The 25,224-nt window shown below is 74.5% G+C and carries 26 protein-coding genes; 13 read left to right on the top strand and 13 right to left on the bottom strand.

The window, feature by feature from the left end; genetic code table 11:
- Positions 1 to 12 precede the first annotated feature (12 nt).
- Positions 13 to 453 carry an Lrp/AsnC family transcriptional regulator gene (locus AB0946_RS15190; RefSeq protein WP_366761102.1) on the top strand — a complete coding sequence of 147 codons (441 nt, stop codon included), beginning with the start codon at positions 13 to 15 and terminating at the stop codon, positions 451 to 453.
- A gap of 18 nt (positions 454 to 471) precedes the next feature.
- Here AB0946_RS15190 and AB0946_RS15185 read toward each other — a convergent pair whose 3' ends face one another.
- Positions 472 to 1,578 carry a PP2C family protein-serine/threonine phosphatase gene (locus AB0946_RS15185; protein WP_366761036.1) on the bottom strand — a complete coding sequence of 369 codons (1,107 nt, stop codon included), beginning with the start codon at positions 1,576 to 1,578 and terminating at the stop codon, positions 472 to 474.
- 254 nt (positions 1,579 to 1,832) lie between these two features.
- Between AB0946_RS15185 and AB0946_RS15180 the strand changes: the two genes are divergently transcribed.
- Positions 1,833 to 2,741 (top strand): GNAT family N-acetyltransferase, encoded by a 909-nt coding sequence (locus tag AB0946_RS15180; protein WP_366761035.1) that lies wholly within the window; start codon positions 1,833 to 1,835, stop codon positions 2,739 to 2,741.
- Between the two features lie 70 nt (positions 2,742 to 2,811).
- Here the strand turns inward: AB0946_RS15180 and AB0946_RS15175 are convergent, their stop codons facing one another.
- The 6 genes from AB0946_RS15175 to AB0946_RS15150 all read right to left on the bottom strand — a co-directional run bounded on the left by AB0946_RS15175 (position 2,812) and on the right by AB0946_RS15150 (position 8,118).
- Positions 2,812 to 3,699, bottom strand: coding sequence for a Gfo/Idh/MocA family oxidoreductase (locus AB0946_RS15175; RefSeq protein WP_366761034.1), 888 nt, complete (start codon positions 3,697 to 3,699; stop codon positions 2,812 to 2,814).
- Between the two features lie 35 nt (positions 3,700 to 3,734).
- The gene (gene tgmB / locus AB0946_RS15170) at positions 3,735 to 4,718 is read right to left on the bottom strand and encodes an ATP-grasp ribosomal peptide maturase (protein WP_366761033.1); all 984 of its coding nucleotides are present in this window, start codon (positions 4,716 to 4,718) and stop codon (positions 3,735 to 3,737) included.
- 17 nt (positions 4,719 to 4,735) lie between these two features.
- A complete protein-coding gene (tgmA, locus tag AB0946_RS15165; protein WP_014670659.1) occupies positions 4,736 to 4,927 on the bottom strand; it encodes a putative ATP-grasp-modified RiPP in 192 nt (63 codons plus the stop codon).
- 99 nt (positions 4,928 to 5,026) lie between these two features.
- Complete coding sequence (locus AB0946_RS15160) at positions 5,027 to 5,863, bottom strand: fructosamine kinase family protein (RefSeq protein WP_366761101.1); 837 nt, start codon at positions 5,861 to 5,863, stop codon at positions 5,027 to 5,029.
- A gap of 265 nt (positions 5,864 to 6,128) precedes the next feature.
- Positions 6,129 to 7,007: a hypothetical protein gene (locus tag AB0946_RS15155; RefSeq protein ID WP_366761032.1), complete on the bottom strand. Its 879-nt coding sequence runs from the start codon at positions 7,005 to 7,007 to the stop codon at positions 6,129 to 6,131.
- A gap of 100 nt (positions 7,008 to 7,107) precedes the next feature.
- Complete coding sequence (locus AB0946_RS15150) at positions 7,108 to 8,118, bottom strand: hypothetical protein (protein WP_366761031.1); 1,011 nt, start codon at positions 8,116 to 8,118, stop codon at positions 7,108 to 7,110.
- Between the two features lie 214 nt (positions 8,119 to 8,332).
- Between AB0946_RS15150 and AB0946_RS15145 the strand changes: the two genes are divergently transcribed.
- Positions 8,333 to 8,926, top strand: a complete 594-nt coding sequence (locus AB0946_RS15145; RefSeq protein WP_366761030.1) for a hypothetical protein — start codon at positions 8,333 to 8,335, stop codon at positions 8,924 to 8,926.
- Positions 8,927 to 9,076: 150 nt separating this feature from the next.
- Positions 9,077 to 9,748, top strand: a complete 672-nt coding sequence (locus AB0946_RS15140; protein WP_366761029.1) for a class F sortase — start codon at positions 9,077 to 9,079, stop codon at positions 9,746 to 9,748.
- A gap of 39 nt (positions 9,749 to 9,787) precedes the next feature.
- Here the strand turns inward: AB0946_RS15140 and AB0946_RS15135 are convergent, their stop codons facing one another.
- On the bottom strand, positions 9,788 to 10,954 hold the full coding sequence (locus AB0946_RS15135; protein ID WP_366761028.1) for a GDSL-type esterase/lipase family protein: 1,167 nt from the start codon (positions 10,952 to 10,954) through the stop codon (positions 9,788 to 9,790).
- A 46-nt stretch (positions 10,955 to 11,000) separates the two neighbouring features.
- Positions 11,001 to 11,573, bottom strand: coding sequence for a WHG domain-containing protein (locus tag AB0946_RS15130; RefSeq protein WP_366761027.1), 573 nt, complete (start codon positions 11,571 to 11,573; stop codon positions 11,001 to 11,003).
- A gap of 251 nt (positions 11,574 to 11,824) precedes the next feature.
- Here AB0946_RS15130 and AB0946_RS15125 point away from each other — a divergent pair, with 251 nt between their 5' ends.
- Both AB0946_RS15125 and AB0946_RS15120 read left to right on the top strand, forming a co-directional pair.
- A complete protein-coding gene (locus AB0946_RS15125; RefSeq protein ID WP_366761026.1) occupies positions 11,825 to 12,778 on the top strand; it encodes a LysR family transcriptional regulator in 954 nt (317 codons plus the stop codon).
- A 148-nt stretch (positions 12,779 to 12,926) separates the two neighbouring features.
- Positions 12,927 to 14,876, top strand: coding sequence for a collagenase (locus AB0946_RS15120; protein WP_366761025.1), 1,950 nt, complete (start codon positions 12,927 to 12,929; stop codon positions 14,874 to 14,876).
- 75 nt (positions 14,877 to 14,951) lie between these two features.
- On the opposite strand, the gene AB0946_RS15115 is transcribed toward AB0946_RS15120, so the two are convergent.
- Positions 14,952 to 16,403 carry a glyceraldehyde-3-phosphate dehydrogenase gene (locus AB0946_RS15115; protein ID WP_366761024.1) on the bottom strand — a complete coding sequence of 484 codons (1,452 nt, stop codon included), beginning with the start codon at positions 16,401 to 16,403 and terminating at the stop codon, positions 14,952 to 14,954.
- 175 nt (positions 16,404 to 16,578) lie between these two features.
- On the opposite strand from AB0946_RS15115, the gene AB0946_RS15110 reads away from it, so the two are divergent.
- On the top strand, positions 16,579 to 17,787 hold the full coding sequence (locus AB0946_RS15110) for a hypothetical protein (RefSeq protein WP_366761023.1): 1,209 nt from the start codon (positions 16,579 to 16,581) through the stop codon (positions 17,785 to 17,787).
- Between the two features lie 46 nt (positions 17,788 to 17,833).
- Here the strand turns inward: AB0946_RS15110 and AB0946_RS15105 are convergent, their stop codons facing one another.
- Positions 17,834 to 18,361 carry an STAS domain-containing protein gene (locus tag AB0946_RS15105; protein WP_366761022.1) on the bottom strand — a complete coding sequence of 176 codons (528 nt, stop codon included), beginning with the start codon at positions 18,359 to 18,361 and terminating at the stop codon, positions 17,834 to 17,836.
- Positions 18,362 to 18,492: 131 nt separating this feature from the next.
- Here AB0946_RS15105 and AB0946_RS15100 point away from each other — a divergent pair, with 131 nt between their 5' ends.
- Complete coding sequence (locus AB0946_RS15100) at positions 18,493 to 18,843, top strand: helix-turn-helix domain-containing protein (RefSeq protein WP_366761020.1); 351 nt, start codon at positions 18,493 to 18,495, stop codon at positions 18,841 to 18,843.
- A gap of 346 nt (positions 18,844 to 19,189) precedes the next feature.
- Positions 19,190 to 19,882 carry an alpha/beta hydrolase gene (locus tag AB0946_RS15095; protein ID WP_366761019.1) on the top strand — a complete coding sequence of 231 codons (693 nt, stop codon included), beginning with the start codon at positions 19,190 to 19,192 and terminating at the stop codon, positions 19,880 to 19,882.
- Between the two features lie 31 nt (positions 19,883 to 19,913).
- On the opposite strand, the gene AB0946_RS15090 is transcribed toward AB0946_RS15095, so the two are convergent.
- Positions 19,914 to 20,249, bottom strand: a complete 336-nt coding sequence (locus AB0946_RS15090; RefSeq protein ID WP_366761018.1) for a hypothetical protein — start codon at positions 20,247 to 20,249, stop codon at positions 19,914 to 19,916.
- A gap of 214 nt (positions 20,250 to 20,463) precedes the next feature.
- Between AB0946_RS15090 and AB0946_RS15085 the strand changes: the two genes are divergently transcribed.
- From AB0946_RS15085 to AB0946_RS15075, 3 genes are all read left to right on the top strand, one after another.
- A complete protein-coding gene (locus AB0946_RS15085) occupies positions 20,464 to 20,784 on the top strand; it encodes a hypothetical protein (RefSeq protein WP_366761017.1) in 321 nt (106 codons plus the stop codon).
- 154 nt (positions 20,785 to 20,938) lie between these two features.
- Positions 20,939 to 21,769 (top strand): PP2C family protein-serine/threonine phosphatase, encoded by an 831-nt coding sequence (locus AB0946_RS15080; protein WP_366761016.1) that lies wholly within the window; start codon positions 20,939 to 20,941, stop codon positions 21,767 to 21,769.
- A 459-nt stretch (positions 21,770 to 22,228) separates the two neighbouring features.
- A complete protein-coding gene (locus AB0946_RS15075; RefSeq protein ID WP_366761015.1) occupies positions 22,229 to 23,242 on the top strand; it encodes an MASE1 domain-containing protein in 1,014 nt (337 codons plus the stop codon).
- Positions 23,243 to 23,294: 52 nt separating this feature from the next.
- Here AB0946_RS15075 and AB0946_RS15070 read toward each other — a convergent pair whose 3' ends face one another.
- A complete protein-coding gene (locus tag AB0946_RS15070; protein ID WP_366761014.1) occupies positions 23,295 to 23,645 on the bottom strand; it encodes a hypothetical protein in 351 nt (116 codons plus the stop codon).
- Between the two features lie 133 nt (positions 23,646 to 23,778).
- On the opposite strand from AB0946_RS15070, the gene selA reads away from it, so the two are divergent.
- Positions 23,779 to 25,182 carry an L-seryl-tRNA(Sec) selenium transferase gene (gene selA / locus AB0946_RS15065; protein ID WP_366761013.1) on the top strand — a complete coding sequence of 468 codons (1,404 nt, stop codon included), beginning with the start codon at positions 23,779 to 23,781 and terminating at the stop codon, positions 25,180 to 25,182.
- Positions 25,183 to 25,224: the final 42 nt, after the last annotated feature.

Genomic DNA, 25,224 nt, shown 5'->3' with positions numbered 1-25,224 from the left:
GGGATGAAGGACATGGACGAGATCGACCGGGCCATCCTGCGCGAGCTGCAGACCGACGGCCGTATCGCCTACGCCGACCTCGGCCCCAAGGTCGGGCTGTCCGCGTCGGCGGCCCGGCAGCGGCTCCAGCGGCTGCTGGACTCCAAAGCGGTCCAGGTGGTCGGCGTCACCGACCCGATGGCCATGGGCGGACAGGCCATGGCCCTGCTCGGCATCGGCGTCGACGGCGACCCCCGGACCGTCGCCGACACCCTCGCCGAGCGCCCCGAGGTCGTCTACTCGGTGCTCACCTCGGGCGGCTTCGACCTCTTCGCCGAGGTGGTCGCGCCCGGCCCGAAGGCGCTGCTCGACTTCGTCAACGACGTGGTGCGGCCCGTCGAGGGCGTCCGCGAGGTGCGGTCCTTCCCGTACTTCGGCATCCACACCCACCGCTTCCTGTGGGACGTGGGCTGACCGGAGGGGACGACGGGGTCAGTCGGCGGACGGCACGGGCGTCAGCACCAGCATGGTGACGTCGTCACGGATCACGTAACGCCGCCGGGCCACATCCGCCCACACCGCACCGGGCAGCTCGGCGGACGGGGCGCCGGACAGGGCGGCCAGCCGCTCCGGCAGCGGGTAGAAGGCGCCGGTGCCGTCCCGCGCCTCCCACACGCCGTCGGACGCCACGAACAGCCGGTCGCCCGGTCCCAGCGTCACGGTGGCCTCCTTCGGCGGATCGACCCCCACCAGCCCGATGCCGAGCGGCGGGCCCGGCGCGACCGTCACCTCCCGGGCCTGTCCCTCGTGCAGCAGGACCGGCACCGGATGACCGCAGGCCACGAGCCGGACCGCGGCCGTGTCCGCCGCGAACTCCAGCAGCAGGGCCGTCGCGAACAGCTCACCGTCCCGGACGCCCGCCGAGTCCACCGCGAGCCGGCGGTCCAGCCGGGCGGCCACCGACTCCAGGTCCGGCTGGTCCAGGGCGGCCTCCCGGAACGCACCCAGCAGTGACACCACCGTCGCGACCGCCGCCAGCCCGTGCCCCCGCACATCACCCATCACCGCGCGCACGCCGTACGGCCCCTTGCGCACGTCGAAGAAGTCGCCGCCCACCAGCGTTCCGTCCTGCGCGGCCCGGTAGAAGGACGCGCACCCCACCCGCCCGACCCGGTCCGGCAGCGGCGGCAGCACGGCCCGCTGCACCGCCTCCCCGATCGCCCGTTCGGTGTCGAGCTGGGCGTCCCGGTGGCTGCGCACATAGGACACGAACACGCTCAGCGCGGCCACGAACACGATGGTGAGCACGTCCGTGTTGCCGGGGAGGTTCAGATGGGTGACCGGGAGGTTCAGCACCACGATCACGCCCACACCGAGCAGGCCGGTCATCAGCGGGCCGTAGGACAGGACCGCCAGCGGCGGGATGGAACCCAGCAGGAAGCCGAGGTCGCGCGCGTGCGACGTGACCATCGTGGCCGAGCCGACGGCCGCGAGCAGCAGCACGGGGAGCACGCGGATCCACCACGGCGGCGGCGCGCCCCGCAGCCACCCGCGACTCTCCCGGTCCCCGCGCGACGACCGGCCGCGCACCGATTCCACATCCCCAAGTTACGCCGCTCCCGGCGGAGCGCGCGGTCCGCCGGGAGCGGTGCGGGAACCGCCCCCGGGAAAACCGGTGGACCCTGGCCGGGCCGAACCCCTAGCCTGTGATCACCACGCCCGAGACGGACGGAAGAAGGAGGCGAGTGTCATGTGGATCACCACCATCCAGCGCTCCCCCCTCCCCGTGCCGCGGGCGTGTCACGTCTGATCAGACCGGGAGCGCACACACCGTACGCATCCCGGAGGACTCCTTGACCGACGTGGTCATCCGCACGCTCGACGAGAGCAGTGCGCACCTTTTCCGCACCATGCCCGACCCGCTCGCGCTGAGCGACAAGCACCGCGACACCCGCTACCGCCCCGACTGGCAGCGCATCGCCCAGCGCGACGGCCGCACCGTGGCCCGCGCCGCCTGGTGGGGCCGCCCCGAGGACCCCGAGCCGCTCGTGATCAACTGGTTCGACGTCGCCGAGGGCGAGGAGGAGGCGGGCGCCGAGCTGCTGCGGACGGCACCCTGGCAGACACCCGAACTCGAGCTCGACCTGCCCACCGGCTGGCGCGACGACCCGCCGCGCCGGGACGCGGTGGCCGTCCGGGAGAGTGCCGCCCGCCAGGCCGGCTACACCCCCCTGGTGCAGCGCTTCCTGTACCGCTGGACCCCGGACAGGGGACTGCCCGAGCGGCCCGGACGGCTGCTGTTCACCCCCGAACCGGACGACGACGTGTTCCTCGGCCTGCTGCGCCGCATCGCCTCCGGCACCCTCGACGCCCACGCCCGCCGGGCCATCGAGCAGGGAGGCGTGGACCAGGCGGCCCGGGAGGACCTGGAGATCCTGCGCTGGTTCCCGTCACCGCGCGAGTGGTGGCAGATCGCGCGCACGCCGCAGGGCGACCCGGTCGGCATCCACATCCCGGCGCGCAACCCCGGCGGGCCGTGCGTCGCCTTCGTCGGCGTGGTGCCGGAGCACCGGGGCCACGGCTACGCCTACGACCTGCTCGCCGAGTGCACCCACTTCCTGGTCGGACAGGGCGCCGAGTTCATCGCCGCCGCCACCGACCAGGGCAACGTCCCGATGGCCGCGCACTTCACCAGGGCCGGCTATCCCGTCGTACGGGAACGCGTCAACTACTGGAGCGACCACGAGGCCACGGCCGGGTGACGCGCTGAGGGCGCGGTGACCGCCCGGCGCCGGGGAGCGGGACCGGTCCCCTCCCCGGCGCCGCGGGCGGTCACTCCCTGCCGTCCGCCAGCCGTGCCTCCGCCGTGGCCAGGATCTCGGTGACGCGGAGGCCGAACGCGGCGTCGCAGGTGTGCGGACGGCCCGTGCGGGCCGCCCGCACCAGCGCGTCGGCGGCCCGGGCGAGCGCGGGTACCGCTCCCTCGGAACTCCCCGGCAGGACCGTCACACCCGCCTCGCCGCGCAGTTCGACGTCGGCCCCGGCCGCCGCCGGCGGGGCGGTCAGGCTCAGCGTGAGGGTGCTCGACGCGCCGGTGGAGTGGTCGAGCACCAGGTGCACGGTGTCCGCCGGACCGTGCGCCGCCGCCACGACCTGCCGTACGTCGCCGAGGACCGGCAGCAGCACCGACAGGGCGTGCGGGCCGACGTCCCACAGCGCACCCTTCTCCCGCCGCCACGGCGAGGCCGCGAACGGGCTGTCGCTCGTGAACACCGCCCCCAGCCACTGCGCCCGCGCCGTGAACCAGCCCGCCACGGCGGCCTGTTCCTCGATCCAGGCCTCCGGCTCCTTCTGGAAGCGCGCGGTGAAGAACACCACCGACGCCACCCCGGCCTTCTCCACCGCCTCCACGACGGCCCGCCCCTGCGCGGCCGTCACCGCCAGCGGCTTGTCCAGCAGCAGATGGCGGCCCGCCCGGGCCGCCCGCACCGCCAACTCGGCCTGCACGGAAGGCGGCAGGGCCACCGCCACCGCGTCCACGTCGGCCAGCAGCGCGTCCACGTCGGCGTACGCGGCGACGCCGTACTGCTCCGCGAGCCCCGTGGCCGCCTCCGGTCGGCGCCCCCACACCCCGGCGAACTCCAGGCCGGTGTGCCCGGCGAGGGCGGGGGCGTACGCCGCCTTGGCCCAGGGGCCCGTTCCCAGCAGTCCTATGCGCATGTCGCGTTCCTTCCTCGAAGCCGACGCCGGCACCCTCACGATGCCGCGCTCCGGTCGCCGTCCGCACACCCGCGGCCGGCACCACTCTCTTCCGCGAGCCACCGGGCGATGGCCGCGGCGATCGGCTGGCCGGTGTCCATCTCCACGAAGCCGAACTGGCCGGACTGGTTGCACTCCAGGAACCACCAGATCCCGTCGGCGTCCTCCGCGAAGTCGAAGGCACCGTAGGCCAGTTCGGCGCCCGCCATGTAGCGCCGCACGCCCTCGGCGACGCGCGGCGGCACGTCCTCGGGCAGCCAGGGGGAGACCGACGGGGCGAAGCGGACGTCCACGTCGTCCGGGTGGGCGTCCGGGTCGGCGGGCTTGCGCGCGGCCAGCAGCGTGCCGCCGACGACGGTGAGCCGGATGTCGGCCCGCTTGGCGATCCGCCGTTGCAGCAGGGTCGGGCCGAAGGCGACCGCCGTGAAGTCGGCGTCCGGCGCGACCCTGCTGGTCGGCACCGCCCGGGGCGGCTCCTGCGGGTGCGCCCCGGAGACCGGCTTGACCACCAGGTCCGGGAAGCGCTCCGCGAACTCCCGCGCCGCCTGCGGGAACGTCGTGATGAGGGTGGCCGGCACCGCGAGGCCGCTGCGCTGGGCCAGGTGCAGCTGCCAGGGCTTGTGCCGGGCCCGGCGCGCGGCGTCCGGGTGGTTCATCCAGCGGGCGTCGGTGCAGCGCAGCATGCCGTACAGCGCCTGCGCGGACTCCTCGGTGAGCCAGGCGGACGGCTGGGCGGCGCGGGCGGCCGGCTCGCCCGGTCTGCGCACCCAGACGGAGCGCAGGCCGTTCATGCTCACCAGGCGCCCGCCGACGGACAGATGCCCCCGGCAGGCGCCTCGCACGTACTCGCCCGACAGCGCCACCCCGTTCGTGAGATCGGCGGGGTCGAGCCGGACGACGGGCACGCCCGCCTCGCCCAGCCGGAGGACCACCATGTCCGCCGTCACGTCCTCTTCGCTTGTCAGGATGAGCACGGTCATCTGTGGGAGCCCGCGGGTCAGTCGTCGAAGTGCGTCTTGGAACCGGCGGTCGAGGTCGTGGTCCCGAGTGCTCTGAGGGTCGCGTGGTCGGTGGCGGCGATCCGCCCGTCCGGGAGGACGTTCAACTGCAGTCCGGAGTCGTACGCATACGGAGCGGTGACGTCCAACTGCACTGCGGGCCGCGCGTAGTTGAGCGTGAACGGTTGCATGGTCTCTCCCTGATTCGGCTTTCACGTCCTTATACGAGTCGAACGGGTGATTGGTTTCCTCACGCTGCGTGAGCACGCTTCGGAGGGATTCCTTCCGGGTCATCGCGCGAGCGCGTCCCGTGCCGCCGCCAGCGCCTGTTCGGCGTATCCCCGCCCGAACAGCACCGCGTGCACCAGCAGCGGGAACAGCTGGTGCAGCCCCACCCGGTCCCGCCAGCCGTCGGCCAGGGGCGCCGCCTGCCGGTAGCCGTCGAGGACGTGGTCCAGATGGGGGCAGCCGAACAGCAGGAGCATCGCCAGGTCGGTCTCCCGGTGTCCGCCGTGCGCGGCCGGGTCGATCAGCCGGACCTCGCCGTCCGCGCCCCACAGCACGTTGCCGTTCCACAGGTCGCCGTGCAGCCGGGCGGGCGGCTCGGCCGGCCCCGCCAGCTCGGGCAGGCGCGCGCAGACCTGGTCGAACACCGCCGCCTCGCCCGGTCGCAGCGTGCCCCGGTCGACCGCGCCGCGCACGTACGGCAGCACACGGTGCTCGGCGTACCAGCGGGGCCAGTCGGTGCCCGGTGCGTTGCGCATGGGGGCGAGGCCGATGAAGGCGTCCTCGGGACCGTCGGGCGGCGGTGCGCCGAAGCGGGGTGCGCCGGCCGCGTGCAGCGCGGCCAGGGCCCGGCCGAAGCGCAGTGCCGCCGCGGGGTCCGGGGAGCCGGTGGGAACCCGCTCGGTCACCATCCAGTGCTCGTCGTGTCCGAGCACCGCCGGTACCCGGACCGCGTCCGCCGCCGCCAGCCAGCGCAGTCCCGCCACCTCGGCGCGGACCGCCCCGGGGCCGTCGCCACGCTTGACCATCACCGGTGTCCCGCCGTCCAGCAGCACTTCGGCGGGCGAGCCCGAAGACCGCCGGGCCCCGCTGACCGGGCGCCCGGTGAGCCGGGCCGCCACCTGTCCTGGATCCTCGTCTCGGTTGACCACGGCCCCAGCGTACGGCCCGCGACCGAGGCCGCTCACCAGGCGTTTCACGCAGCGGTACGGCTGTTCTCGGCCAAGGCCGGCCGCGTACGGCCGGTGCGAGGGCGCCGCGTCGCCGCACCGGGTGCCCTGGGCGCCGGTGCCGTACCCGCGCCCGCGTTGCCCCGCGGTGCCCCGCCCGGCTGCCGGCCCTCGCCCACGCCGTCCCGCCGGGGCGCGACTCCGGCCCGGAGCGCCCTCAGTGGCCGGCGGGGTACGTCATCCGGGTCAGCCCCACCGGGTTCGCGGGCGGCAGCAGGCCCGACTCGCCGACCGTGCGGGCCAGCGGCTCCAGCAGCCCGGCCAGCCGCCCCGTCCGCTCGGTGCCCAGCGCGGTCCACGGTCCCTCGGCCGCCGCGTCGGTGAGCGCCTCGGCCTCCGCGCGCAGGGCCGCGCCCGCCGGCGTCGGCGTGCCGTCCGCCGTCAGCCGGCCGTCCGCGCGGAGCCGGGCCACGGCCGCCGCCCACTCGTCCCGCGGCCACTTCCGGGTCTCGCGCAGGAAGGCCTCGTCGGACTCGCCGGCCGCCGCCTTGAGCACCATGGCCTCCACCGGTCCGAGGCCCAGGCCGACCAGCACCGCCACATGGGAGTCGCCCCGCTGCTCGCGCAGGGTCGTCAGGGCCTGCCACAGGCGGGCGGCCGGTTCCCGCGGCCGTTCCAGCGCCTGGTTGGCGGCGCCGAGCACCCGGCCCGCGGTGTCCGCGCCCGCGGCGGCCTCCCAGGCGAGGTCCGCGGCCTCCGCGAACGCGGCGGAACCGACGGTGTCCGCCCCGAACAGGCGGGTCATCGCCGCGTCCATCGCCGCCAGCCGGGCCGACAGCGCCTCCGCCGGGGTGGCGTACGACCAGGCGTCCGGCAGTGCCCGCTCGACCCGGGCCCGGTGAAAGACGTAGAAGCAGCTCGTCACCACGGCCGGGGGCACGGTGCCGAGCGGGGCGGCGCGCAGCGCGAAGTAGCCCATCCAGAACCCCCGCAGCCCCAGCCCGTCCGCGGCCCGGCGCGCCTCCGGTGCGAAGTACACGAGGCTGTGCACCGGCTCGTACCGCTCCCACAGGGCCCGCGCCATCCCGTCCGCCACTGCTTCCTCCCGCCGCTCCGTCCTCGGTCTGCTGTCGGCACCAGCCTGCGTTATGACAGGCGTCATAACAAGGGGTGGCACCCGGGAGAGGACCGGAGGCTCACCGGGCGGGGACGCGGATCCGGCCGACGGCGTTGCCGAGCAGTTCCGTGAACCACACGGTTCCGCCGGGCCCCGACGCGAGCCGCAGCGGCACCTTCTCGCCGCCGTCCGGCACCGGGAAGGTGGTGATGGCGCCGGTCGCGGTGATCCGGCCGACGCGGCCGGCCTGGTCGGCGTACCAGACCAGGCCGTCGGGCCCGCGCGCGATGCCGCCGGGCAGGCTGTCCGCACCGGGCAGCGGGAACCGGGTGACGTGCCCGGTGTAGTCGACGCGCAGCACCGCACGCCCGCCGGACGCGGTGAGCCACATGCCGCCCGGCCCGGCGACGATGCCGCCAGGGAAGCCGGAGGCCCCGCCGGGCAGCGGGAACTCCGTGAGCTGCCCGGCGGGGGTGATCCGCCCGACCTTGCCGCCGCTCAGTTCGGTGAACCACAGCGCGCCGTCGTCGCCCGCCGCGATGGAGTGGGGAGTGGCGTCCGGCGTGGGCACCGGGTACTCGGTGATCCGGCCCGCGGTCGTGATGCGGCCGATCCGGTTCCCGGTCGCCTCGGTGAACCACAGCGCCCCGTCCGGGCCGGGCGCGATCCCGTCCGGGCCGCTGCCGGCCGCCGGCAGCGGGAACTCGGTGAGCGGCCCGGCGGGAGCGACACGCCCGATCCGCCCGGCGGTCGTCTCCGTGAACCACAGGGCCCGGTCCGGACCTCGGACGATCTCCGACGGACCGGTGTCCGGGCCGGAGGTCGGGACGTCGGTGACCGTGCCGTCGGCCGCCATCCGCCCGATCCGCCCGGCGCCGTGTTCCGCGAACCACAGCGCGCCGTCCGGACCGGCGGTGATGCCGACGGGTTCGGCACCGGCCGCCGTGGTCACCGGATACTCCGTCACCGTGTCCGCCCCGGCGCGGGCGGGAGCGGCTCCGGTGGTGAGGGCGGTGACGGCGAGCAGGGCACCGGCCCACCCGGCGGCCGGCCGCCGGCCCCCTCGCCCGCGGCGGGCGTTCACGGGCATGGGGTGCCTCCTTCGGGCGTACGACCGCGTCGGCGGTTGAGCCGGACGAGGGGCCCAGGAGCCGGTGCGCTGGGGCAGACGGGTGGCGCGGTGACCCGGCTGGGCGGCTCGGATGGTGGGAGTCAGGGGCCTCACTGACGGTGGTTCATGTCGGGGCCGGGTCCATCCAGCTGATGAGGTATCCGCTGCCCGGTCACGTCGGAAGGACATCACTATGCGCTCTGCCCGCATGCTCCTGGCAACGGCGGCTGCCGCCGCCGCCCTATCCTTCGCCGCACCCGGCGCCGCGTTCGCCGTGGCGGCCGGACACGACGGCGGCGGCCGGGACGGCTCCTCGTACAGCAAGGAGAACGACAACGACTCCGGCGAGGACGAGGGGTCCGACAACGGCCAGGACAAGGAGTACGGCAACAAGCGCGGCGGCGGCGGGGAACACGAGGGGCCGCGCGGCGGAATGCACACGGGTGGCGGAGCGCTCGCCACGGTGCGCAGCGAGGACTGGGGTTCCGGCGGCGACAGCCGGTTCGACCCCGAGAGCTACCGCGACAAGGACGAGGGCGGGGGCGAGAAGGGCGACAAGGGCGACAAGAGCGACCGCGGTGAGAAGGGCGACCGCGGCGACAAGGGGGACAAGGGTGACAAGGGCGACTGGGGCGACGACCACGACAAGCCGCGTGGTGGCATGCACACCGGTGGCGGCGCGCTCGCCGCGCCCGGTGTCACCGCGGGCGGTCTCGCCGTCCTGGCCGTAGGCGCCACCGGTGCCCTGGCGCTGCGCCGCAGGAAGGCCCCCCAGCCGGCGTCCTGACGGGCCGTACGTCCCAGGGGCTGCGGACGCCGCCGGCGCGCCCCCGCGCCGGCGGCCCGCGCCCCCTGCGCCCCGCCCCGGACGCCGGTCCCGGCGCCGTCTTCCCCGCCCTGATCCCCGTGCTGCCGTGCCCGAGTGAGGTGGTGTCCGATGGCAGCAGATCCCTCTTCCCCGACCCCGTCAGGACCGGCGACGCACGAGCAGCGCGCCGGCTACGGCGGGCGGCTGACGCTGTGGGGTGTGGCGGCCGTCTTCCTCGCCGTCAGCATGTTCGGCGGTCACCAGCAGCCGGACGACAGACCGGAGGCGCACCGGGCCTCGGGCACCGGCGCCCCGCCCGCGGCCGACTCCCGGCAGCCCGACGAGGCGCTGCCGAGGTCCGCACCGACCCGGCTGCGCATCCCGAAGATCTCCGTGGACGCCCCCTTCACCACCCTCGAGCTCGGCGACTCGGGCCAGTTGCAGCCGCCGCCCGCCGCCGACACCAATCTCGTCGGCTGGTACGCCGACGGGGTCGCGCCCGGTGAGCGGGGCACCGCGATCATCGCCGGGCACGTCGACACGGTGACCTCGGCGGCCGTCTTCGCCAACCTCGACCGGCTGGAGCCCGGCGACCGCTTCTCGGTGCAGCGGGCCGACGGGCGGACGGCGGAGTTCGTCGTGGACAGTGCCGAGACCTTCGCCAAGGACGACTTCCCCAGCGAACGGGTGTACGAGGACGCGTCGCGCCCCGAGGTCCGGCTCATCACCTGCGCCGGGGACTACGACCACACGGTGCGGGACTACACCGACAACCTGGTGGTCTTCGCGCACCTGGTGTGAGGGGGCTGCGGCGCGCGCCGTGGCGCCGGTCACCTCCGGTCAGGCGGCGCGGTCCGCGAAGGGCCCGTCCCCGGCGAACGCCAGCGCCGCGAACCGCTCGCCGATGCGACGGTGCCCGGCGGCGTCCGGGTGGAGGCCGTCGGGCAGCGGCAGCTCGGCGAAGTCGGCCTCCCCGTACAGCTCGCGGCCGTCCGCGTAGTGCAGGGCCGGGTCCCCGGCCGCCCGCTCGCGCACGATCCGGGCCAGCTCCTGCCGGACGACCTCCAGGGTGAGCTTCCCGGCCGCCCGCTCGGCCGGATCGCCGGTGGCCCGGTACCGCAGGCGCCCCTCGCCGAGGGCGGCCAGGTCCATGGCGGTGGGACCGGGCGTGTCCTCGTGCAGCGGGCACAGGACCGGCGAGACGACGAGCAGCGGGGTGTGGGGGTGCCCCTCGCGGACGGTGTCGAGGAAGCCGTGCACGGCGGGGCCGAAGGCGCGCAGCCGCATCAGGTCGGTGTTGACCAGGTTGATGCCCAGTTTGACGCTGATCAGATCGGCGGGCGTGTCACGCAGCGCCCGCGCGGTGAACGGGTCGAGCAGCGCGCTGCCGCCCAGCCCGAGGTTGACCAGCTCCACCCCGCCCAGGGACGCGGCGAGTGCCGGCCAGGTGGTGGCGGGGCTCGCCGCGTCCGAGCCGTGGCTGATCGAGCTGCCGTGGTGCAGCCACACCCGGCGGCCCCGGTCCGGTACGGGTGCGACGGGGGCGTCGGTGCGCAGCGCCACCAGTTCGGTCGTCTCGTTGTGCGGCAGCCAGATCTCCACGTCCTTGACGGTGTCCGGCAGGCCCGTGAAGCGCACGGTGCCCACCGGGCCGGGCCGGTGCTCGGCGGAGCCGGTGCCCAGGTCGATGGTGAGGGTGTCGCCCTCCGTGAGGGAGGCGCTGCCGGCCGGCCGTCCGTCGACGAGCAGGTCGTACACGCCGTCCGGGCGCGGCGGTGCGCCGACGTACACCCGCTTGGTCGGCAGGGTGTCCAGCTCCACGGTGGTGGCGCGGGTGCGCAGCGCCAGCCGTACGCCGGAGGGCTGGGACTCCGCCAGGGCCAGCTGCGGATCGGCGCACTGGGCGCGGGCCCGGGCGGGCAGCCGGTGCGGCAGCAGGCCGCGCGGGGTGCGCTCGAGTTCGAGGGCACCGCGTACCAGGTCGGCGGTGAGGGGAATGGTGAGCATCGTGTCTGCCTGCGTTTCGAGGGGGCGCCGTGGCGGAGCCGTGCGGTCAGGGCTGGGCGGGCCAGTCGCGCAGCAGGGAGTCGAGGGCGTCCAGGATCCGGGTCCAGGACTCCTGCGGGTCCGGCGCGCTGTGGCTGAAGCCGCCGGCCGCCTCCAGGCTGACGTAGCCGTGGAAGACGCTGCCGAGGAGGCGGACCGCGTGGGTCTGGTCCGGCTCGGTCAGGTCGTAACCGCGCAGGATCGCCCGGGTGAGCTGCGCGATCCGCACGCCCGCGCTGCCGGCCGCCGTCTCGGCGTCCAGCGGGTGCCGGGCCGCCGTGTAACGGCCGGGGTGCGCGCGGGCGTAGTCGCGGTAGACGTTCGCGAAGGCGCCGAGCGCGTCCTTGCCGGACCGGCCGGCCAGGGCCTCGGCGGCTCGGTCGGCCAGCTCCCCGAGGGCGAGCAGCGCGATCCGCGTCTTGAGGTCCTGCGAGTTCCTCAGGTGCGAGTACAGGCTCGCTACCTTGACGTCGAACCGCCGGGCCACCGCGGACACCGTCACCTGGTCGAAGCCGACCTCGTCGGCCAGTTCCGCGCCCGCCCGCACCAGGCGTTCGGTGGTCAGCCCCGCACGCGCCATCACTGTCTCTCCCGTCTGTCGGAAAGCCATTGTGCGGCTTCCTAAAGCTTTTAGGCAAACAGGATTGCCGCTTAGGCCGACTCAGCGGCCCACGAACCCCCGGAGGAGGGGGCACGGTGACGACCTGCGGCTTGTGTCCGGGAGGGCACAATGGAACGCTGCGGTCCGCCGGTCGTGCGTGTGGCCGGGGCGGACCGGCGTGACCGGCGACCGGTGCGCGGGCGCACAGGGAACCGGCGGGGAGTGGAGCGATGGAGTTGGAGCTGCGGCACCTGCGGGTGCTGTGCGCGATCGCCGACGCGGGCAGCGTGGGCCGTGCCGCCGCGCAGCTGGGCTACTCGCAGCCGGCCGTCAGCACCCAGCTGCGGCGCATCGAACGCCACCTCGGCGAGCCGCTCTTCGAGCGCGGGCCCGGCGGTGTCCGGCCGACCCGGTACGGCGCCGAGGTCGTCGAGCAGGCCCGGGACGTCCTCGCGCGGGCCGCGGCGATCGGACACCGTCCGCCCGCCGCCCGCCCCGGCCGCACCCTGCGCGTGGCCGCGACGAACTCGCCCATGCTGTCCGGCACGGTCTCCCGGGTCCGCACGCGGCTGCCGGAGCTCTCCCTGGCGGTCACCAGCGTCTACGCGTCCTCGCGGATCGTCGAGCTGCTGGAGGAGGGCGCGGTGGACGCGGCCATCGCCGCCGACTACCCGGGCATGGAACTGCGGCACTCGGCCGCCGTCCGGCACCGCGGCATCGTCACCGAGCCCACCTTCGTCGCCCTGCCCGCCCGCCACCGGCTGCGGCTGAGCGCCCAGGTCCAGCTCGCCGACCTCGCCGAGGACGCCTGGTTCGTGACCCCGGACGACGGGGCCGGCTGGCCGGGGGTGTTCTACGACGCCTGTGCCGCGGCCGGGTTCACGCCGGTGACCGTGCACGAGTGGCTCGGTGACCAGACCCAGTTGCAGAGCATGATCGCCGATGGTCTCGGGGTGTCCCTGGTGCAGCCGACGCTGCGGCCGATCCCGCACGTCACGGTCAAACCGCTGGCGGGCACCCCGCTGTGGTGCCGCTACGTGCTGGCCTGGCGGCCGGACACCGTCACCGACGACGTCGTGGAGACGGTGTTCCGGTCCGCCACGGACGCGTACCGCGACCTCGTCGCGCAGGCCCCGCACCTGCGCACCTGGGCCTCGCGGACCTGGAACGCCACCGGGGCGTGACGGCGGGTCACGGGCGCGCCGCGATGTTATGAGCGGCCAGTGCCATGTGCTATGTCACACGGCATTGTTGGCGGGTGCGGCGCGCTGAGACAGTCCCTCACACGCCTCGACACCCCACAGAGGCGCATCCCTTCGTGGAGGAATCCCGATGCGCTATCGCTTCGCGCTGCCCGGACGCGCGCCGAGGGGCACGGCCGGCCGCATCGCCGGCGCCGCCGCCGTCTGCGTCACCCTGGCCGGCCTGCTCTCCACGCCGGCCCTCGCCGCGCCCCGCCCGCACACCGCCACGGCCACCGCACCCCGGGCGGACCTCTCCGTGCCGTCGCCCGCCGCCGCGTCCACCGGCGCGACCGAGCGCCCCGCGACCCAGGCCCGGCGGCTCGGTCCGGCCCAGCTCCCGCCGCAGCAGCCCGCGTCGACGAAGGACGCAGGGCCGCACGCGGCGACGGCGGCCTCCTGCGCCCCGGCCGACTTCGGCAGCCGCACCGGCTCCGCCCTGGTCGCCTACGTCAGGGCGGCGACCCCGGACTGCGTCGACACCCTCTTCTCGGTCACCGGCACGGACGCGCGCGCCGTCTTCCGCCAGACCCAGATGCTGACCGTCGCCCAGGCGTTCACCCGCACCGCCGGGCAGTACCGGGGCGACAACTCCGGCGGCCTGCTGCAACTGGTCCTCTTCCTGCGCGCCGGCTACTACGCGCAGTTCAACCACCCCGGGGACGTGGGCCCGTACACCTCCCGTCTCACCACCGCCGTCACCGGCGGCATGGACACCTTCTTCGCCCGTCCCCACTCCCGTGACGTCACGGCGGCCAACGGCGACATCCTCGGCGAGACCGTCATCCTGACCGACAGCGCCGACCAGCAAGGCCGCTACCTGGACGTCTACCAGCGGCTGCTGAACGACTACGACAGCTCCTACGACTCGGTCGACAGCATGATCAGGGCCGTCAACGACGTCTACACCCCGCTGTGGCGCGGCAACTGGAACCCGGCGTACGTGCGGGCGGTCGAGAGCGACCCGCGCATCGCCGGAACCCTGTACGACTTCGCGCTCGCCAACACCGACCAGCTCGGCACCGGTCTGGCCTTCCTGGACTCCAACGCCGGGATGAACCTGGCCCGTTACACCGAGCACCCCGGACTGCGGGACACCGTACGCCCGTTGGCCAAGGACCTGCTGGACCGGACGGCGATCACCGGCCCGACGGCCGCGCTCTGGGTGGCCGTGGCCACCCAGGCGGAGCACTACGACGCGGCCGACTGCGACTACTACGACGTCTGCGGCCTGCCGGGGAAGCTCGACAGGGCCGTCCTGCCCGTCACCCGGCACTGCGACGCCGACGTGACCCTCCGCGCCCAGGCGCTCACCGCCGCCGACCTCGACGCCGCCTGCGCCAGCGTGCTCCGCCAGGACGCCTGGTTCCGCTCGGTCGTGGGGGCCGACGGCGCGATACCCGGCCAGTACGCCTCCACGGTCCGGCTCGTGGTGTTCGCCGGCCGCGCCGACTACCGGACGTACGCCGGCGCGATGTACGGCATCAGCACCGACAACGGCGGCATGACGCTGGGCGGCGACCCGGCGGACCCGGCCAACCAGCCGATGTCGATCATGTACCAGAAGGACTACGACGACGGCTTCCCGGCCCGGATCTGGAACCTCAACCACGAGTACACGCACTTCCTGGACGCCCGCGACGACATGCAGGGCGACTTCGCGCGGCAGATCTCCGTACCGGACGTGTGGTGGATCGAGGGCATCGCCGAGTACGTCTCCTACGGCTACCGCGGACTCGCCGACGACCAGGCGGTCCAGGAGGCGGGCAGGCACACGTACCGGCTGAGCACCCTGTTCGAGAGCACCTACGACAACAGCGACGTGACCCGCACCTACCCGTGGGGCTACCTCGCCGTGCGCTACATGGCCGAGCGGCACCCCGACGACGTCCGGCGTATGCTCGCCCGCTTCCGCGTCGGTGACTACGCCGGCGGGTACGCCGTCTACCACGACGGCATCGGCACCCGCTACGACGCCGACTTCGACCAGTGGCTCACGGCGTGCGCCGCGGGCGCGTGCGCGAGGCCCGTCCCGGCCTGAGCGCACCCGCCCGACGCAACGGCCGCCGACCGGAGAACCCGGTCGGCGGCCGTACGCGTCACCAGGGCCGGGGAATCAGACCGCCGGCGCCGGGTACGTCGGGTACTCCACGCCCGACACGTGCTGGACGACGCGGACGACCTGGCAGGAGTAGCCGAACTCGTTGTCGTACCAGAGGTAGAGGATCGCGTTGTCCCCGTCCACCTTCAGCGCGCCGGCGTCAACGATCGAGGCGTGGCGGGAGCCGATGAAGTCGCTGGAGACCGCGTCGGGCGCCGTGATGAAGTCGATCTGGCGCTTCAGCGGAGAGGTCAGAGACACCTCGCGCAGGTAGTCGTGGACCTCCTCGCGGGTGGTCTCGCGGGCCAGCTGGAGGTTGAGGATCGCGATCGACACGTCCGGTACGGGCACGCGGATCGAACTGCCGCTGATCTTCGCCTTGAGGTCGGGCAGCGCCTTGGCGACGGCGGAGGCGGCACCGGTCTCGGTGATGACCATGTTGAGCGGCGCGGAGCGGCCCCGGCGCTCGGACTTGTGGTAGTTGTCCAGCAGGTTCTGGTCGTTGGTGAACGAGTGGACGGTCTCCACGTGGCCGCGCAGCACGCCGTACTCGTCGTCCATCGCCTTCAGCGGCGGGACGATCGCGTTGGTGGTGCAGGAGGCGCAGGACAGGATCTGCTCGTCCGGCTTGACGGTGTCGTGGTTGACGCCGTGCACGATGTTGGGGACGTCGCCCTTGCCCGGCGCGGTCAGCACGACCTTCTCGATGCCGGGGCGCAGGTGCTTGGACAGTCCCTCGCGGTCGCGCCACTTGCCGGTGTTGTCGATGAGGATGGCGTCCCTGATGCCGTACTCGGTGTAGTCCACGTGCGACGGGTCGTCGGCGTAGATCACCTTGATGGCGTTGCCGTTGGCGACGATCGTGCTGCTGTCCTCGTCCACGGTGATGGTGCCCTGGAACTGGCCGTGGATGGAGTCGCGGCGCAGCAGCGAGGCGCGCTTGACGAGGTCTTCGGCCGCCCGGCCGCCGCCGCGCACGACGATGGCGCGCAGCCTGAGGCCGTTGCCCGAGCCGGCCTTCTCGATGAGCAGGCGGGCGACGAGCCGGCCGATGCGGCCGAAGCCGTACAGCACGACGTCGCGCGGCTCGCGGCGCTCGATCTTGTTCGCGCCGGTGGCTCCGGCGACCGCCTCGGCGGTGAACTCCGCCACGCTCAGGCCGCGCTCGTCGGCCTTGTAGGTGGTGGCCAGCATGCCGAGGTCGATCTGTGACGGACCGAGGTCGAGGGCGGTCAGGGCCTGGAGGAACGGCATGGTCTCGGTGACCGACAGCTCGGCGCCGGCGATCTGCCGGGCGAAGCGGTGCGTCTTCAGGATGCTGACCACCGACCTGTTCACCAGGGAGCGGCTGTGCAGCAGGACGGTCACGTCCCGCTCGCGGTGCAGCTTCCCGATGAGCGGGATCATCGACTCCGCGATCTCCTCGCGGATCTTCCAGTTGGTGAACGAGTCGTCGTTGACAGTCACAGATCCATCTTTCGAGCTAGGCAGCGCTCACATGATAACCACACCTCTTGAGGGGCCCTTTTGTGGGGGTGAGCGGTGCCGGAGACGCGTCCGGACGCGTGAAAACCGGGGGAGGGGCGGCCGAAACCCGGGTCGCGCGTTGCACGTCCCCGCGGCTGTGCCCAAGGTCGACGCCGTGAGCACCTCCTCCGTCCCCCGGCCCGAACCGACGGCACCCTCCGGGCCCCTCGGACGCCTCCGGCCGCCCCGGCCGGCCGGTCCCGGCCGGCCGCAGGGCGTCCTGCCGGCGCTCGCCCTGTTCGCGGCCGTCCGGCTCGCCGGGATCCTCACGGTGGTCCTCACCAACGCGCTCCGGGGACACCCGCCGGCCAGGAACCTGGCCCACTCCTGGGACTCCCGCTGGTACCTGCACATCGCCACCCACGGCTACGGCCGCCTCGTGTGGATCTCCCCGGAGGGCGCCGTCCAGACCGACTGGGCGTTCTTCCCCCTGTATCCGGAGCTCATCCGGGCGCTGACCGCCGTCCTGCCGCTCACCCCGGGCCGGTCCGCCCTCCTCATCGCCTGGACGGCCGCGGTCGTGGCCGCGTACGGCGTCTACCTCGTCGGCCACCACCTGTACGGCAGGGGCGTCGCCACCACACTGGTCGCCCTGTGGGCCGTCCTGCCGCACGCCGTCGAACTGACCATCGCCTACACGGAGTCGCTGTTCGCCGCGCTCGCCGCGTGGGCGCTGTACTGCGTGCTCAGGGGCCGCTGGCTGTGGGCCGGAGCCCTGGCCGCGCTCGCGGGCCTGACGCGGCCCAGCGGGTTCGCGGTGGCGGTGGCCGTCGTCCTGGCCGCCGGGCACCAGGTGCTGCGGCAGCGCGGCCGGGCCCCGGTGCGGCTGTGGGCCGGGGCGCTCCTGGCCCCCGTGGGCTGGCCGGCCTTCGTGCTGTGGGTGGGGAGCCGTACGGGAGACCTCCTGGGCGGCTACTTCACGGTCCAGCGCGCCTGGGACTCCCGCTTCGACTTCGGCGCCGGCTCGGTGCGCTTCCTCAGGGCCCTGTTCCTGCACGGCGGGGGCGTCGTCTACCCGGTGGCCCTGCTGATCGTGGCATCGGGCGTCCTGCTGTTCGTCCTGCTCTGCCTGGACCGCCCCCCGCTCGCCCTGGTCGCCTTCTCCGGCGTCCTGGTCCTGCTCGCGGTCGGCGGCTCCGGCTCCTTCTCCTCCAAGCCGCGGTTCCTGCTGCCGGCCTTCCCGCTGCTCGTTCCGGTGGCCCGCGCACTCGCCCGTACGTGGTGGCTGCGCCCGCCGGCGGCGATGGTCGTCTACGGCGCCCTGACCCTGGTCTCCCTGCTGTTCGGCGCCTATGTGACGGCGGTGGCGCACTCCCCGCTGTGAGCCGCCCCGTGCGGCCGGTGTGCGCGGTTCCCGCCGGGACCGTGTCTCAGCACCGCGGGGTCCGGCGGCATCCGATCCCCTGCGCGTGGCCCTGGGAGGACATGGTGCCTGGTGACGGTTCCGGTTTCGGCGAGGGGACGGCGGCCGGCCCGGGGTGACGCACCTCCATGCGGGGCGGGTCCGGCGGCGTGAACAGCTCCTGGGCTCCGAGGAGGCCGAGCAGCCTGTCGGTCATCGGGCTGCCGACACGGATGACGACCGTCTTGCCCTGGCTGCCGGCCAGCTGCCGCAGCTCCATCAGGACGCCCAGGCCGGAGCAGTCGCAGAAGTCGAGGCCGCCCAGGTCCAGGTCGAGGCCGCGCTTCGACGTGGCGAGTGCTTCGCGCAGGCCGGGGCGGAGCCGGCTCGCGGAGTCGCGGTCCAGCTCACCCATGATCCGCACGCGGATCCGGTCCCCGCTCGGTGTGCAGGAGGCGGTGGCCAGGCCGGTCGGCAGGGTGCCGTCCGGCGCCCCACGCGGGCAGGGCAGGTCGGCTCCGCCGGCGAGCTGGGCCCGGTGGACGCGGTTGTACATGGCTTGCTCCCGCTTGTGTGTGCAGGGACTGGGGTCAACGTTGCCCCCTCACCCTGATGTACGTCAACTAATACACGAATAGCAATACGTGTTTTTGGGTGCATGAATGTTCTGTCGGTAGACTCCGGGGCATGGATGGAGTGCCTGAGTCGCACAGCGGGTGGACCTTCCTGACGAACCATGCCCGCGTACTTGCGGCCATCGCGGACAACCCACACGCGCGCATACGGGACATCGCCGCGCGCTGTCGGCTCACCGAGCGCGCTGTGCAGAAGATCATCGCGGACCTGGAGCAGGATGGTTACCTGTCTCACACCCGAGAGGGACGCGGCAACACCTACCGGATCGATCCCAGCAAGACCCTGCGGCATCCGGCCGAGGCGGGAATCGGCCTGACGGTGGCGTCGCTGCTCTCGATGCTCGTCCAGGACGAGGCGGAACGTTCGGGTCAAGGCGATTCGACCAGTGTGATGACCGTCTGAGCGCGGCCACCGCGCTTCGGCCGGGACACGCCGGGACCGGGCCGGCCGAAGCCGGGCCCGGCCGTACCCGCGGTCCGGCGTGCCACGGTGGGCGTGGCCGGGGAGCAGGGCGGGGCTCCGAGCCGCCGTGCGGTCAGCTCCTCGTGCCCTGACGTACTCCGGCGGACGCCGCCCGGACGCCCCTGGCTGGCATCCCGGTACGCCGACGTGCCGACACGGGCGCGCGCCACCAGGATTTCCGCGTCGCGCGCGGGACGATGGACGCCGGCCGGCCACCGGTACGGCGTGAATCCGGCACCGGCCGTGATGACATGACCGGCCGGAGGACGACGGGGAGGCGGCGTCGATGAGGCTGCACACGCACGAGTGGGGGACCGGCGACCGGATCGCCGTCCTCGTGCACGGAATCATGTCCGACCACCGCACCTGGCACCGGGTCGCACCGGTCCTCGCCGGCAAGGGGTACCGGGTCGTCGGCGTGGACCTGCGCGGGCACGGCGCGAGCGGCCGGGGCGAGTACAGCCCCGAGGCCTGGGCGGGTGACCTCGTCGAAACCCTCCCCGAGCGGCCGGAACTGGTGATCGGCCACTCGCTCGGGGCCATGGCCCTGGCCGGCGCCGTCGAACGGCTGGTGCCCGCCCGGGCCGTCTACTGCGACCCCGCCTGGGACATACGCCCCAGAGTGGTCGAGGCGTCCGCGTACTTCGCCGTCTTCAAGTCCGCCAACCGCGCGATGGTCAAGAGCCTCAACCCACGCTGGGACGAAGCCGACGTGGACGTGGAACTGGCCACGCTCGCCGACTGGGACCCCGCCTCGGCCCGAGTCCTCCCCGGCATCTACGCGGTCAGCCGGACACCGGCGCGCCCGGTGGTGCCCTCCCTGGTGGTCCTGGCCGGCGCCGGCGAACTCCTGCGGCCCGGCCAGGGCGAGGAGCTGGTGCGGCGGGGCTTCGAGGTCCGGACGGTCGAGGGAGCCGGGCACTGCGTCTACCGTGACGACTTCGACGGCTTCATGGGCGCGCTCGACGGCTGGATCTGAGAGGACACCCCCCGGGGGGTGTGCGGCACGGTCAGCGCGGGTTGAACACCACGCTGGCGAACCGGGCGTTCGCGGGCGCCGACCGGCCGGGGGCGAGCCGCAGCGCCGGCCCCCGGCACCCCTTCTTCGGGTAGACGACGAGCGGCTTCCTCGTGCCGTTGCGGGCGCCGCGCGCCTCCTGGGCCATGTCGAGGCACGTGTGGTCCGGGGGGTTGTCGATGGCGTACGCCTTGCCGTGGGGCCCGACCCAGACGAACGTGCCCTCGGCGGCGAGCGCGGAACCCGTGGCGGACAGAGCGAGGGCGACACCGCCGAGTACGGCGGCGAGCTGACGGCGCAGGCGCATGGGCGTGGCCTTCCTTGGCATGGCGGGTCCTTAGTCGAGCGGGGCGGGCGGGAGGCGGACCGAGGGGCCGCAGCCGTAATCTCCCACCCCCGCCGCACCGGGGCCCGGAGCCGCCACGGGCACGTCCACCGTCCGGGCGACGCCGGCGGACCCGGGACGACGCGCCCGCGCCGCCCGCTGTGCGAAGTCCGCGAATCGGGGTAGACGGGCGTACGCCCGAGGAAAGGACCGTCTCATGACGACCTACGTGATCAGCGTCCCCGGCACCTTCACCACCGGGATCGAGGCCGACACCCGCACCCGGCTGGCCCAGGCGCTCCGGCCCGCCGATCCGCACGGCACGCACATGGGCAGCGCCGAGGACCTGGACGCGCTCAGCGTCAACGACGACAACACCTTCACCCTGCGCCTGACCGTGGACGCGGACACCGGCCGGCACGCCGAGGAGGAGGCCCGCAGGCTCGCGGACTCCGCGCTCCAGCAGGCGGGGCTGGACGAGCGGACGGCACCGCTCGGACCCGCGGTGATCACCGGCATCGACTCCGAGGTCCGCTGACGGCGAGCCCGTCCGGGACACCGGAGGGCCGGGGGGCCGGGAGCTGCCCGGCCATCCCCGAGGCACGATCACCCTCTTCAGGTAAAATCTAGACGTTTGCCGCGAATCCAGGCGATCGGCCCTCCCAGGGTCACCGTCCCGCCGGAAGTGATCGATGCCCCGCAGACGCACCACGGACGAAGGCGACGAGCTGCTGGCCAGACTCGGCTCGCTCACCGCCCAGGCGCGCCGGCGCGCGGAGCTGCAACGCACCCAGGTCGAGCTGGCCATCGCCCTGCAGCGCGGCATGCTCCCCCGGGACCTGCCGGCCGCGCCCGGGCTCCACCTCGCGGTGCGGTACACCCCCGCCAACCTCGGTCTCAACGTGGGCGGCGACTGGTACGACGCCTTCACCCTGCCCGACGGCCGGATCGGGCTGGCCATCGGCGACGTACAGGGCCACAACATCGAGGCCGCGGCCTTCATGGGCCAGGTCAGGGCCGGACTGCGGGCGCTCGCCTCGGTCACCGGCGATCCCGGGGAACTGCTGGCCCGCACCAACGACCTGCTGCTCTCGCTGGGCAGCGATCTCTTCGCCACCTGCACCTTCATGCGGCTCGACCCGGCCACCGGGGTGCTGGAGAGCGCCCGGGCCGGTCACATCCCCTTCGTCTGGGCCACGGCGGACGGCAAGTCCGGCGTCGTCGATGACGAGGGCGGACCGCCGCTCGGCATCCAGCAGGGATTCGAGTTCCCGGTCGCCCGGCACCGGCTCACCACCGGCGGGGTCTTCGTCCTGCTCACCGACGGCGTGGTGGAGGGGCCGTCGCTGCCCATCGAGGACGGCCTCGACCAGGTGATACGGCTGGCAGGCATCGCCTCCGTGGCCGGCCTGGAGGTGCGCGCGCTCGCCGCGGCCGTGATCAAGGGCGCCGAGAGCGTCGGGCACGAGGACGACGCCGCGGTACTGGTCGTGGGCCTGGACGGCCCGGCGGCCCTGGCCTGACGTCCGGTGCCCGGGGCTTGAGCGGTCTGTTCCGGGGGGCCTGAACTTTTTGGCGCCCCGGGGTCTGAGTGGTCTGCCTCGGGGCGGCGGGCGGTCCGGCTCTCGGGGTCTGAGCAGTCTGTTTCCGGCACGCGTCCGCGATCCGGCACCCGGTTCTGGGCGCGGCCCGGTGTGCGGGGCTGAGCGGTCCGGCGTCGGCACCTGTGCGGAATCCCGCACCCGGCCCTGATCGCTCGGCGCCCGAGGCCGAGCGCGCCCGGGGTTCGGCCGGCCCGCGGCCCGAGCCTCAGGTGCCCGGGGACCCCGCGCGGCATGCTGCGCCCGGGCTTCGAGCCCCGCCCGGCGCCCGGCCCGGTGTCCCGTGCCGGGCCGGTCCGTACCCGCCGGCAGCCGCCATGGGGCCGGGCCGCCGCGCGGCTCGCCTCGCCGACCGGTGGCCGGCGGTGTGAGATTGCTGCTGTGGTGGGTTTCGAGGAGCTGCGCCGGCCGGGCGGCCGTGCCGTCCAGATGCTGGCCGTCGCCGCCTGCTACTACGCGGCGGCCCGGCTCGGCCTGCTGCGCCAGCTGACCGTCGAGGGGGCCGTCGTCACCCCGATCTGGCCGCCGACCGGCGTCGCCGTCGCCGCGCTGCTCATCCTCGGCCTGGGCTGCTGGCCCGGCATCACGGTCGGCGCCTTCTTCTCCGTCCTGTCCCTGACCACACCCGGACCCGATGTGCTCGGCATCCTCCTCGGCAACACCGCCGCACCCCTGTGCGCGGCGCTGCTGCTGCGCCGGGCCGGCTTCCGCACCGACCTCAGCCGGCTGCGCGACGGCCTCGCCCTGGTGTTCCTGGGCGCGCTGGGCGCCATGCTGGTCAGCGCGACCGTCGGCGTCGGCGTCCTCGTCCTCACGGGCAGCGTGCCCCCGCACAGCTTCTGGCCCGTCTGGCTCGCCTGGTGGGTGGGCGATGCGATGGGGGTCCTGCTCGTCACCCCGCTGCTGCTGTTGCTGCGCGGCGCCCGCAGGCCGCTGCCCCTGCGCCGCTGGAAGGAGGCGACCGCGCTGGCCGTCGTCGCCTGCGTCCTCGTCCCGCTGGCCGCCCACAGCTCGCTCAGCCTGCTCTTCCTCGTCTCCCCGCTCATCATCTGGGCGGCCCTGCGGTTCCAGCTGCTGGGCAGTGTGCTCTGCGCGCTGCTGACGTCCGTGGTGGCGACCGTCGCCGCCACGGACGGCGTCGGCGCGTTCGCCGGGCTGAGCCGGATCGAGGTCATGGTGAAGCTGCAGGCCTTCAACGGCGCCATGGCCCTGACCGCGCTGCTGCTGTCGGCCGTGATCATCGAGCAGCGCAACACCCGGGACTCGGTGGAGAAGGCCTGCCAGGAACTGATGGAGGTGCTGCAGCACCTCACCGCGGGCGAGGCACCGTCGCCCCGGCCGCAGCCGGAGGCCGACGACACCGACGACCGGCCGTGGCCCACCGGGGCGCCGTGAGCCTCCCGCGGACGCCGTGGCTCATCCGCAGGCTCCTCTTCACCGCCGCCCGTCAGCGTTCGGAGCGGTTCACCGGCCCCTCGTCGTCACTGCCCGGCTCCGCGGCCGGCGTCCCCGCCGACGTGCTGCGGTGCTCGGGGGACGGCGGGTGGGCGGCACCGGTGGCGCCGGGCTGGCCGCCACCCGTCGTGCCGTAGCCGCCGGGAATCCCCGGCGGTGTGTCCGCGGCGGCCTGCGCCTCGCTGATGTGCCGCCGGGCCCGGACGTTCGCCCGGCGCTCCGGGTACGGGTAGTCGAACGGCTGGGACGCGGCGCGCTCGCGGTCCGCGTCGCGCTGCCGGCGCGCGGCCCGCTCGGCCGCCGTCGCGTTCTCGTCCTGTCGCTTGTCCTCATGGTCCTTCATGCGGCGCCGAGTACCCGGGCGACGGCCACCGCCAACGTACGTTCCGGCGTGTCGGACGGCCCGCCGGGGGCACTGGGAGACGATGGGCCGAGTCCGTACGGGCACAGGGCCGGACCGGGAGGACAGGGGCGGCATGGAACAGCGGCCGGTACCAGGAGGGACAGCCGAGGACGGCACGCGCGGCGCGCCCGTGACCACGGACCCGCCCCGGCAGCGGGACGCGGCCGGCGACGCACGCCGCCGCATCCCGCGCACCGACACCCTCCTGCGCGACCCCCGGCTCGCCGAGGCGGTGGAACGGCTCGGCGCGCACCGGGTGAAGGCCGCCGTACGGCAGGCGCAGGACCGGGCCCGCGCGGGCGGCATCCCACCGGAACAGGTCCCGCGGACGGCCCTGGACCTGCTGCCCGGCACCGCGAGCGGCCTGCGCCCGGTGCTCAACGCCACCGGCGTGCTGCTGCACACCAATCTCGGCCGGGCCCCGTTGTCCGCCGCGGCCCGGCGGGCCGTCCAGGAAGCTGCCGGTCCCACGGACGTCGAACTGGACCTGACGACCGGTGTCCGCGCCCGCAGAGGGCGCTCCGCGCTCGCCGCCCTGCGCGACGCGGTGCCGGCCGCCGGCGCCGTCCACGTCGTCAACAACGGCGCCGCCGCCCTCGTCCTCGCCGCCACCGCCTTCGCGGCCGGCAAGGAGATCGTCGTCAGCCGGGGCGAGATGGTGGAGATCGGCGACGGCTTCCGCCTGCCCGACCTGCTCGTCTCCACCGGCGCACGGCTCCGCGAGGTCGGTACGACCAACCGCACGGTCCCCGCCGACTACGCGGCCGCCATCGGGCCGGACACCGGGTTCGTGCTGAAGGTCCACCCGTCCAACTTCCGGATCACCGGCTTCACCCGGTCCGCCGAGGTCGCCGACCTCACCGGCCTCGGTGTGCCGGTCGTCGTCGACATCGGCTCCGGGCTGCTCGCCCCCCACCCGGCCCTGCCCGAGGAGCCCGACGCCCACACCCAGCTGCGCGCCGGCGCCGCGCTCGTCACCGCGAGCGGCGACAAACTGCTCGGCGGACCCCAGTGCGGGCTGCTGCTCGGCCGGGAGGACCTGGTCCGCGCCCTGGCCCGGCACCCGCTGGCCCGCGCCCTGCGCGTCGACAAGCTGACCCTGGCCGCCCTGGAGGCCACCCTCACCGGCCCGCCCACCCCGACCGCGCTCGCCCTCACCGCCGACCCGGCCCTGCTGCGGGCCCGCGCCGACCGGCTGGCCGCCGGGCTGGCCGCCGACGGGATCGACGTCCTGGCCGTCGGGAGCGCCGCGACGGTCGGCGGCGGGGGCGCCCCCGGCGTCACCCTGCCCAGCGCCGCCCTGTCCCTGCCCGAACCGTACGCCGCCGCGCTGCGCACCGGCCGTGTCCCGGTCGTCGGCCGCCTGGAGACGGGGCGCTGCCTGCTGGACCTGAGGGCGGTGCCACCGCAGGACGACGACCGGCTGGCCGAGGCCGTACGGGCGGCGCGGCCCGCCGCGGAAGGGCGGGGAAGGTGATCCGTGCGCCGCGGGGGATACGCGTGGAGGGGCGGGGGGCGC

Source organism: Streptomyces sp. NPDC046870, assembly GCF_040704595.1.
Classification (GTDB): Bacteria; Actinomycetota; Actinomycetes; order Streptomycetales; family Streptomycetaceae; genus Streptomyces; species Streptomyces argyrophylli.
This window is presented reverse-complemented; position numbering and strand designations above follow the sequence as displayed.

Coding starts and splice junctions, on each gene's coding strand:
- AB0946_RS15190 (WP_366761102.1), top strand. CDS start 13: ATGGACGAGATCGACCGGGCCATCCTGCGCGAGCTGCAGACCGACGGC.
- AB0946_RS15175 (WP_366761034.1), bottom strand. CDS start 3,699: ATGCGCATAGGACTGCTGGGAACGGGCCCCTGGGCCAAGGCGGCGTAC.
- tgmB (WP_366761033.1), bottom strand. CDS start 4,718: ATGACCGTGCTCATCCTGACAAGCGAAGAGGACGTGACGGCGGACATG.
- tgmA (WP_014670659.1), bottom strand. CDS start 4,927: ATGCAACCGTTCACGCTCAACTACGCGCGGCCCGCAGTGCAGTTGGAC.
- AB0946_RS15150 (WP_366761031.1), bottom strand. CDS start 8,118: ATGCCCGTGAACGCCCGCCGCGGGCGAGGGGGCCGGCGGCCGGCCGCC.
- AB0946_RS15145 (WP_366761030.1), top strand. CDS start 8,333: ATGCGCTCTGCCCGCATGCTCCTGGCAACGGCGGCTGCCGCCGCCGCC.
- AB0946_RS15140 (WP_366761029.1), top strand. CDS start 9,077: ATGGCAGCAGATCCCTCTTCCCCGACCCCGTCAGGACCGGCGACGCAC.
- AB0946_RS15135 (WP_366761028.1), bottom strand. CDS start 10,954: ATGCTCACCATTCCCCTCACCGCCGACCTGGTACGCGGTGCCCTCGAA.
- AB0946_RS15130 (WP_366761027.1), bottom strand. CDS start 11,573: ATGGCGCGTGCGGGGCTGACCACCGAACGCCTGGTGCGGGCGGGCGCG.
- AB0946_RS15125 (WP_366761026.1), top strand. CDS start 11,825: ATGGAGTTGGAGCTGCGGCACCTGCGGGTGCTGTGCGCGATCGCCGAC.
- AB0946_RS15120 (WP_366761025.1), top strand. CDS start 12,927: ATGCGCTATCGCTTCGCGCTGCCCGGACGCGCGCCGAGGGGCACGGCC.
- AB0946_RS15105 (WP_366761022.1), bottom strand. CDS start 18,361: ATGTACAACCGCGTCCACCGGGCCCAGCTCGCCGGCGGAGCCGACCTG.
- AB0946_RS15100 (WP_366761020.1), top strand. CDS start 18,493: ATGGATGGAGTGCCTGAGTCGCACAGCGGGTGGACCTTCCTGACGAAC.
- AB0946_RS15095 (WP_366761019.1), top strand. CDS start 19,190: ATGAGGCTGCACACGCACGAGTGGGGGACCGGCGACCGGATCGCCGTC.
- AB0946_RS15090 (WP_366761018.1), bottom strand. CDS start 20,249: ATGCCAAGGAAGGCCACGCCCATGCGCCTGCGCCGTCAGCTCGCCGCC.
- AB0946_RS15085 (WP_366761017.1), top strand. CDS start 20,464: ATGACGACCTACGTGATCAGCGTCCCCGGCACCTTCACCACCGGGATC.
- AB0946_RS15080 (WP_366761016.1), top strand. CDS start 20,939: ATGCCCCGCAGACGCACCACGGACGAAGGCGACGAGCTGCTGGCCAGA.
- AB0946_RS15070 (WP_366761014.1), bottom strand. CDS start 23,645: ATGAAGGACCATGAGGACAAGCGACAGGACGAGAACGCGACGGCGGCC.
- selA (WP_366761013.1), top strand. CDS start 23,779: ATGGAACAGCGGCCGGTACCAGGAGGGACAGCCGAGGACGGCACGCGC.